The sequence below is a fragment of the Roseicella frigidaeris genome (assembly GCF_003258945.1).
In the GTDB taxonomy this organism is placed as follows: domain Bacteria; phylum Pseudomonadota; class Alphaproteobacteria; order Acetobacterales; family Acetobacteraceae; genus Paracraurococcus; species Paracraurococcus frigidaeris.
The window spans coordinates 1-6,727 of sequence record NZ_QLIX01000058.1 but is presented as its reverse complement, the minus strand read 5'-3'; the positions used below and the strand labels follow the sequence as shown (position 1 = coordinate 6,727).

General features: G+C 68.9%; 9 protein-coding genes. 2 read left to right on the top strand and 7 right to left on the bottom strand.

The window, feature by feature from the left end:
- Positions 1-96 precede the first annotated feature (96 nt).
- Genes DOO78_RS26460 through DOO78_RS26440 form a run of 5 tightly spaced genes read right to left on the bottom strand, consistent with a single transcriptional unit; the run spans position 97 to position 4,058 of the window.
- Entirely contained in the window at positions 97-687 is a 591-nt protein-coding gene (locus tag DOO78_RS26460) for a GMC family oxidoreductase (protein ID WP_207803083.1), read from the bottom strand.
- Positions 684-1,541 carry a TauD/TfdA dioxygenase family protein gene (locus DOO78_RS26455; protein WP_111472874.1) on the bottom strand — a complete coding sequence of 286 codons (858 nt, stop codon included), beginning with the start codon at positions 1,539-1,541 and terminating at the stop codon, positions 684-686. Before DOO78_RS26455 ends, DOO78_RS26460 begins: the two co-directional genes overlap by 4 nt.
- Before the next feature lie 37 nt (positions 1,542-1,578).
- Positions 1,579-2,460, bottom strand: coding sequence for a TauD/TfdA dioxygenase family protein (locus tag DOO78_RS26450; RefSeq protein WP_111472873.1), 882 nt, complete (start codon positions 2,458-2,460; stop codon positions 1,579-1,581).
- A 13-nt stretch (positions 2,461-2,473) separates the two neighbouring features.
- Positions 2,474-3,292 carry a phytanoyl-CoA dioxygenase family protein gene (locus DOO78_RS26445; RefSeq protein WP_111472872.1) on the bottom strand — a complete coding sequence of 273 codons (819 nt, stop codon included), beginning with the start codon at positions 3,290-3,292 and terminating at the stop codon, positions 2,474-2,476.
- Positions 3,293-3,329: 37 nt separating this feature from the next.
- Entirely contained in the window at positions 3,330-4,058 is a 729-nt protein-coding gene (locus DOO78_RS26440) for a GntR family transcriptional regulator (protein ID WP_165839105.1), read from the bottom strand.
- 346 nt (positions 4,059-4,404) lie between these two features.
- Between DOO78_RS26440 and DOO78_RS26435 the strand changes: the two genes are divergently transcribed.
- Complete coding sequence (locus tag DOO78_RS26435) at positions 4,405-5,112, top strand: GntR family transcriptional regulator (protein WP_111472870.1); 708 nt, start codon at positions 4,405-4,407, stop codon at positions 5,110-5,112.
- Between the two features lie 29 nt (positions 5,113-5,141).
- Positions 5,142-5,984: a phytanoyl-CoA dioxygenase family protein gene (locus DOO78_RS26430; protein WP_111472869.1), complete on the top strand. Its 843-nt coding sequence runs from the start codon at positions 5,142-5,144 to the stop codon at positions 5,982-5,984.
- 240 nt (positions 5,985-6,224) lie between these two features.
- On the opposite strand, the gene DOO78_RS26425 is transcribed toward DOO78_RS26430, so the two are convergent.
- On the bottom strand, positions 6,225-6,458 hold the full coding sequence (locus DOO78_RS26425; protein WP_111472868.1) for a site-specific integrase: 234 nt from the start codon (positions 6,456-6,458) through the stop codon (positions 6,225-6,227).
- Positions 6,459-6,495: 37 nt separating this feature from the next.
- A complete protein-coding gene (locus tag DOO78_RS27785) occupies positions 6,496-6,639 on the bottom strand; it encodes a site-specific integrase (protein WP_165839104.1) in 144 nt (47 codons plus the stop codon).
- Positions 6,640-6,727: the final 88 nt, after the last annotated feature.

The following is a 6,727-nucleotide window of genomic DNA, read 5'->3' as shown; positions in this document are numbered from 1 at the left end:
CCGCCGCCTCCGCCCAGAAAGCCGAGGCTAGCGTCCGAACATGGGTCAACTCTCAGTGGCAACTTCACCCCAAACCAGGTCAGATCTCAGTGGCAATCAACAGGTACGCTGGTAGTAGGCGACCCCCTCCTGCGCCGCGCCGTTGTAGTCGGGGTTGCGCGGCAAGCCGAGGCTCTCAGCGCCGGCGATGAAGGCCTCGCAGATTGGGTGGCGCTCGTGGATGTCCGAGACATGCAGCGGGCCGCCGCGGCCGCGCCAGGCCGGGTCGCCGCCCGGGCGGTCCTCCGAGCGCCGGAAGTACGGCAGGACATCGGCATAGGACCAGCCGCGGTTGCCCATCTGCGCCCATGTGTCGAAGTCGCGCGCTTGGCCGCGGACATAGAGGTGGCCGTTGATCGAGCTCGACCCGCCGAGCAGCTTGCCGCGGGGAAAGAAGATGGCGCGGCCGTCGACCCCGGGTCCCGGCTCGGTGCTGTAGCACCAGTTGAAGCGTGGGTCCTGAAAGGTCTTCAGGAAGCCGGCAGGCGCCCGCACATAGGGATGCGCATCCGACCCGCCGGCCTCCAGCAGCAGGACGGAGATCGTGGGATCGGCCGAGAGCCGGTTGGCCAGCACGCAGCCCGCCGAGCCGGCGCCGATGATGACGTAGTCATACTGCACGGAAAGGAGGGTCTCCGCGCTAGTCATTCCGCGGCGGCCCGGCGCGGCTCCTCGCCGGCAATCGTGGTGCGCACCATGTGGCGGCGCTCGGCGACGCTGCGGAAGGGCGTCGCGCGGTGCAGCACTGCCCGGTTGTCCCACAGCACCAGGTCGTGCGGCGCCCAGCGGTGGCTGTAGACGAAACGCGGTTGGGTCGCAAAGGCCATCAGCCGGTCGATCAGCGCCCGCCCCTCTGCCTCTGCCATGCCCTCGACCATGCGGGCATGGGCGCCGAGGTAGAGCGCCGGGCCATGCGCGCCCGCGACCACCATCGGGTGACGCACCGGCGGCCAGTCCGCCCGCTCGGCCTCGGTGACCAGCGCAGGCTCGACGCGCGAGCGCGACCAGCCGAAATCGTGGACCACGGTCCTGTCCTGCACTGCGGCCCGCAGATCCTCCGGCAGCGCCGCATAGGCCGCGCGCAGGCTGGCGAACTCGGTATTGCCGCCCTCGCCCGGGATCTCGCGTGCCGAGAGCATGGAGGCACGCGCCGGCACCGGCTTAAAGGAGCTGTCGTGGTGCCACGACTGGTTAGCGCGGTTGTTCAGCACCTGCTTGTCGGTCGGCGGCGCGATCCGCCCGTCGGGGCCGATATTGGTCAGCACAATGAGCTTTCCACCCGCGCCGTTGGCACCGGCCCGCGTGGTCTCGAGCGGACCGAAGCGCTCACTGAAGGCGACCTGCGCGGCGTCGTCGATCGCCTGGTCGGGGAAGACCAGCACCGAGTAGCGCTCGAAGGCCTCGCGGAGACGCGCGAACGCGGCGTCCTCCGGCAGCCGGCGCAGGTCGAGGCCGGTGACCCGGGCCGCGAAGAGCGGCTCGATCGGCTGGATCTGCAGCATGGGTGGTCCTCCCGTTTGTCCCGTTGAGCCTCTACCGTCAGGCGGCCTGCTCCAGGGTCGGCCGCGAATCCTGCAGCGTCACGCGGCGCATGTCGCGCGGATGCTCGCTGTCCTCGAACGGGCGGGCGCGGTGCAGGGTGCAGCGGTTATCCCATATGACCAGGTCATGCCGGCGCCAGCTATGGCGATAGACAAACTCGCGCTGGGTGGCGTGCTCCATAAGGTCGCGGACCAGGGCCAGCGCCTCCGGCACCGGCCAGCCGCGGATGCGGCCGATATGCGAGGAGAGATAGAGCGAGAGCCGGCCCGATCCCGCGTGCCGCCGCACCAGCCGCTGCGGCACAGGCGCGAACCTCGCGCGCTCATCCTCGGTGAACTCGGTGAAGCCGAGCTGGCCGCGGGAGAAGAGCAATGAGTGCTCGCAGACCAAGTCGCGCAGCTTAGCCTTTGTCCTCTCCGGCAGCGCGTCCCAGGCGGCGCGCATGTCGGCGAACTCGGTCTCGCCGCCCTCGGGCGGCACCACGCGGCCATGCAGCAGCGAGTATTTCGCCGGCGTCGCCTTGAAGGAGCTGTCGCTGTGCCAGAGCCGATTGCCCAGGTTGAACATCCGGCGCCGATCGTCCGCCGCCAGAAGCTGGCCGCGCTCGTCCAGGTTCGAGATGTCGTTCATCTGGGCGTGCTTCAGGCGGCGCTTGTGTAGGTCCACGGTGGCCGTCTCGGCCTCCAGCGGCCCGAAATTCAGGCCGAAGGCGATCTGCTGGTCGTCGTCGAGCGCCTGATCGCGGAAGACGAGGACGGCAAAGCGGTCCATCGCCGCCTCGATCTCGGCCACCGCCGCGGGCGGCAGGGGCACGCGGAGGTCGATGTCCTCGACCTCCGCGGCGAAGAGCGGGTGCAACGGGGTGAGGCGCAGGGCCATGACGTCCGCTCCCCTACTCGGCCGCGACCGGCTGCGCCGGCGCCAGGATGTCGTCGGTCCCGAGCGGCAGCGGCGTCCAGTTGGTCGAGCGTACATAGTCCGGCCGTGGGTTCGGCACATCGCCGGGCCGGTTCGCGGTGCGGTTGTAGACGTAGTAGACAGCCCAGCGGTCGTGCCGCGACAGGTTGTGGCCGGAGGCGTGCAGGATGTTGCAGTGGAAGAAGACCACGGTGCCGGGCGGGCCGATAATCGGCACCGGCTCCGGGCTGCGCTGCATAATCGAGAGCAGCTCATCCTTCGGCACTACCCAGAGCCGGTAGGAGCTGGTGTGGTCGTCCATCTCCGGCTCGAGATTGCCGACCCTGTGGCTGCCAGGAATGAAGTAGAGGCAGCCGCTCATCTCGGTCGGCTCGTCCAGCATCACCAGCGCGGTCGTCATCTCGGGTGCCGGCACGCCGTCGCGCCGCCAGGAGCCATAGTCCTGGTGCCACTGCCACACCGAGCCGTCGATGGCGGTCTTCAGGTTGCACTTGGTGTGGTGGATGTAGAGCGCGTCGTCGCCGAGTACCTGTCGCGCCGGCTGCAGCAGGCGCGGTGCGCGCGCGGCGGCGCGGAACACGGGCGAGGCGGTGGGGCCGTCGGCCTCGTGCACCCTGAAAATAGTCTTGGCGACGCCGCCGCTGCGCTCGCGCACCAGATGGTCGGTGTCGATCTCCTCGATGCGCCGCAGTTCCTGCTTCATGGCCGCGACCTCGGGCGGCGAGAACAGGCCGGGGAGGATGAGGAAGCCGTCGTGTTCGTACTGGTCGCGCTGCGCCTGGGTGAGTTGCAAGACGTTTCTCCCGCGCCGGTGAATTGGCATGCCAGTCTTATGCCAGAAGCATGTCAGCTGCAAGCCCGGGCAAGGTCCCTCGCGCGAACGCGACCATGTGGGCCACCAGCCGGTCGGATGCCTCAACAGCCGCAGCCTCCTCCGCGGCGGCAACGGCCCGCGCGATGGCGGCATGCAAGCACGCCGTCTCAGCGAGCTCGGCTAACCCGCCGTGGTGGAAGAACCAGAAGCGGCGGGAGACTGCATGCAGGGTCGCCACCGCCGCCGCCGCGATCTCGTTCCGCGCTGCCCGGCCCAGCGCCTGCCGCAGTTCGCCGTCAATCCGCATGAAGGCACGGATGTCCTCCTCTCCCGCCACCTCCTCGAGGCGGGACGCGAGCTCCGCAATCGCGGCGCGCTCGCGGGCCGTCGCGCGCCGCGCTGCGGCGCGGGCGATCAGCCGGTCCAGCTCGCGGCGCGTCTCCAGCACCTGCAGCTGCTGCCGCAGGTCGACCGCCGTCACCACCACTCCGCGCCGAGGCAGCACCTGCACCAAGTGCTCGCGGGCGAGGCGCTGCAAGGCCTCGCGAACCGGCGTCGTCCCGATGCCGAGCTGCCGGCCAAGACTCGCCTCGGAGACGACGCTGCCGGGGGCAAGCTCCAGGGTGACGATCATCTCCTCGAGGCGGCGGTAAGCCTCCTCCGTCAGGGTCGATGCCGCCGCCGTGGTTAGGGCAGCCGCGGCCTGCGGTACCGGCGCAGCCTTTTCAGGGGTGGCCTGTGTCAACTCGTCTCGGTTGTCCATAGCGCGGCACGATAGCGGAGTGCGGGGACAGCTCTCCAGGAGGGTATCGTCTGCGCCCTCTGCCAGCTCGTGCCCTCCGCCACTTTACAGTCGCGGGTGGTGGACGTGGGGCGTCCCAGGCGCCGCGATCGGGGCCGCGGGGGGGGGTGCTGATTGCGACGGCCAGGCACCTGTGCCGCCGGCTGCGCCCTGCACGGCCAGGTTCACCGTTGATGCAACCATTGGTGGTCATGGCGACCGCCTCACACGTCCTGATCCTCCGCCGACGGCATAGCTTGACCAGCGGTCTCACACTCTACATTCTGCATTCAGAGTTCGGAGACGTTCGGTGCTCGCCGACTGGCAACTGCAGCCTCTGCAATCCCCGGAAAAGCTGGTGGGCCGCTGCCACGCCCTTCTGCTCGACGCCATCTGCGACGGCCGGCTGCCGCCGGGCGCGCGCGTCACGCAGGAAAGCCTCGCCGCGATGCTGCAAGTGTCGCGGCAGCCGATCAGTCATGCCCTCGTGCTGCTCAAGCAGCAGGGCTTTCTGCGCGACGCCCCCGGCCGCGGCCTGGAGGTGGCGCCTGTCGACCCTGATCACCTGAAGGCCGTGTTCGAAGTGCGTGCCGCACTGGATTCCTTGGCCGCGGCGAGTGCCGCACGCCGCGTTGCGTCAGGGGACCGGACGCTGCGCAGCCTCGATGCCCTGGACAAGGTGCTTGCCGACGGCGAGGCCGCCGCGCATGCGCATGACCTCGCCACGCTGGTGCCCCTTGACATGGCCTTTCACGAACTGCTGGCCGATATGTCCGGGAACCCCGTCGTGCTGGATATCACGCGCCAGCAATGGGCCCATGTTCGGCGCGGCATCGCGGTCGCCCTGCAGGACAAGGCCTTTCATCTCCGCTGCTGGCAGGAGCACATCGTCATCGCGGCGGCGATCCGTGCCGGCGAGACGAACACCGCCGCCCGCCTTGCCCACGACCATTGCGAAGTGGCTGGCACGGAAACGTGGCAGCGCCTGCGTAGCATCTCGGAGCAAAGCGCTGCCTGACAATAAAACAGAAGACGGAGGAGGAAACCATGTCCAAATTGCTGACGAACGATGCCGTTGCGCACTACCGCCGGGACGGCGTGTACTGGCCGGTGCCGGTGCTGACGACCGATGAGGTCCGGTACTACCGTGAGTGCCTTGAGGCTTTCGAGCGAAGCCAGGGCGGCCCGCTGCGCGGCTCCCTGATGTTCAAGACGCACCTGCTGTTCACCTGGGTAGACGAGCTCATCCGCACACCCAAGATCCTGGACGCGGTCGAAGACATTCTCGGCCCGAACCTGATGGCGTGGAATACGCATTGGTTCATCAAGGAGCCCGGCGACGGCCGCTACGTCGCATGGCATCAGGATACGACCTATTGGCACCTGGAGCCGGACGAGGCGATCACCGCTTGGATCGCGCTGTCGCCCGCGACGAAGGAGAGCGGCGCGATGCGCATGGTCCCGGGCACGCAGACGCGCGAAGTCGTGCCGCATGTGGATACCTGGAAACCCGGCGCAATGCTGACGCGTGGCCAAGAGATCGCGGTCGATGTAGATGAAGCGATGGCGGTCGACGTGGAACTGCAGCCGGGCGAGATGTCGCTGCACCACCATAAGATCTTCCATGCCTCGGGCGCCAATCATGCGCAGGACCGGCGCATCGGCCTGGCGGTGCGCTATATCCCGACGCATGTGCGGCAGGTGGCGATCCACGGTGACAGCGCAGCACTCGTGCGCGGCGTCGACGAATACAACCACTTCCGGCACGAGCCGCGCCCGGACCGCGACATGGACCCCGCGCTGGTTGCGATGCAGGCTGAGGCTGCGCAGCGGCAGGCCAGCATCCTTTACGCGGGCACCGGCCGCCCCACATTCCGGGCTGATCTGTGACCGGGGTCGTCTGAGACCAAGGCCGCTCAGAACCTGGGATCGTGCACTGCTGGGCGGAACGGCCGGTGGGGCAGTGGTGGTAGGTACGCATGCGCCGCCGCCTTCCCGGTTGCTGACCCGTGTCGTTTCTCGCCTTCTCCAGATCCACCCACGCAGCGCCGGCCTGGCCCGCGGTCCGGCAACCTGCGCGCCCGGCTCCTGGCCCTCCCCTGTCCGGGTGGGTCACAGCCGCTCAGAGGGCTACAGCCCGACCATCCCGGCTGGGCTCTCGTCGACGAGCTTGGCGCGGTGGATGTAGCCGCGCATGATGCGGATGTCGCGGTGGCGGCTGTGCTCAATGATCGCCTCGTCGCGCGCGCCAGCCTTGTAGGCTTCGGTGATGAAGCCAGCCCGCAGCCCATGCAGGGACAGCCGCTCGAGGCCGGCTGGCTTGAGACCGGCCAGCGCGAGGCGGCGGGCCAGGAATCTGGGCAAGGCAATAGGGGTGCAGGGCGGCGGTCTCCACGGTGCCCTAGTGGTCGACCTTGCGGAACACCGGGCCGTAGCGGAAGTCGCTGGCCTGCAGCCAGGCTTCCAGAGCCCGCACCGGGCAGGTCTCGGGCTTGCGGCCGCGCGGCAGGCCGAGCTCGGCCCCCCTGCCCTGACCAGCCCCCATCGAGTGATCCGGGTTAGATTTTAGTGGATAACCCGTCCGGCGATCTGCGCGGCGCCGCCTGAGCCGGAGCCGCTGGGCCTGGGCACGT

Coding starts and splice junctions, on each gene's coding strand:
- DOO78_RS26460 (WP_207803083.1), bottom strand. CDS start 687: ATGACTAGCGCGGAGACCCTCCTTTCCGTGCAGTATGACTACGTCATC.
- DOO78_RS26455 (WP_111472874.1), bottom strand. CDS start 1,541: ATGCTGCAGATCCAGCCGATCGAGCCGCTCTTCGCGGCCCGGGTCACC.
- DOO78_RS26450 (WP_111472873.1), bottom strand. CDS start 2,460: ATGGCCCTGCGCCTCACCCCGTTGCACCCGCTCTTCGCCGCGGAGGTC.
- DOO78_RS26430 (WP_111472869.1), top strand. CDS start 5,142: ATGTCCAAATTGCTGACGAACGATGCCGTTGCGCACTACCGCCGGGAC.
- DOO78_RS27785 (WP_165839104.1), bottom strand. CDS start 6,639: ATGGGGGCTGGTCAGGGCAGGGGGGCCGAGCTCGGCCTGCCGCGCGGC.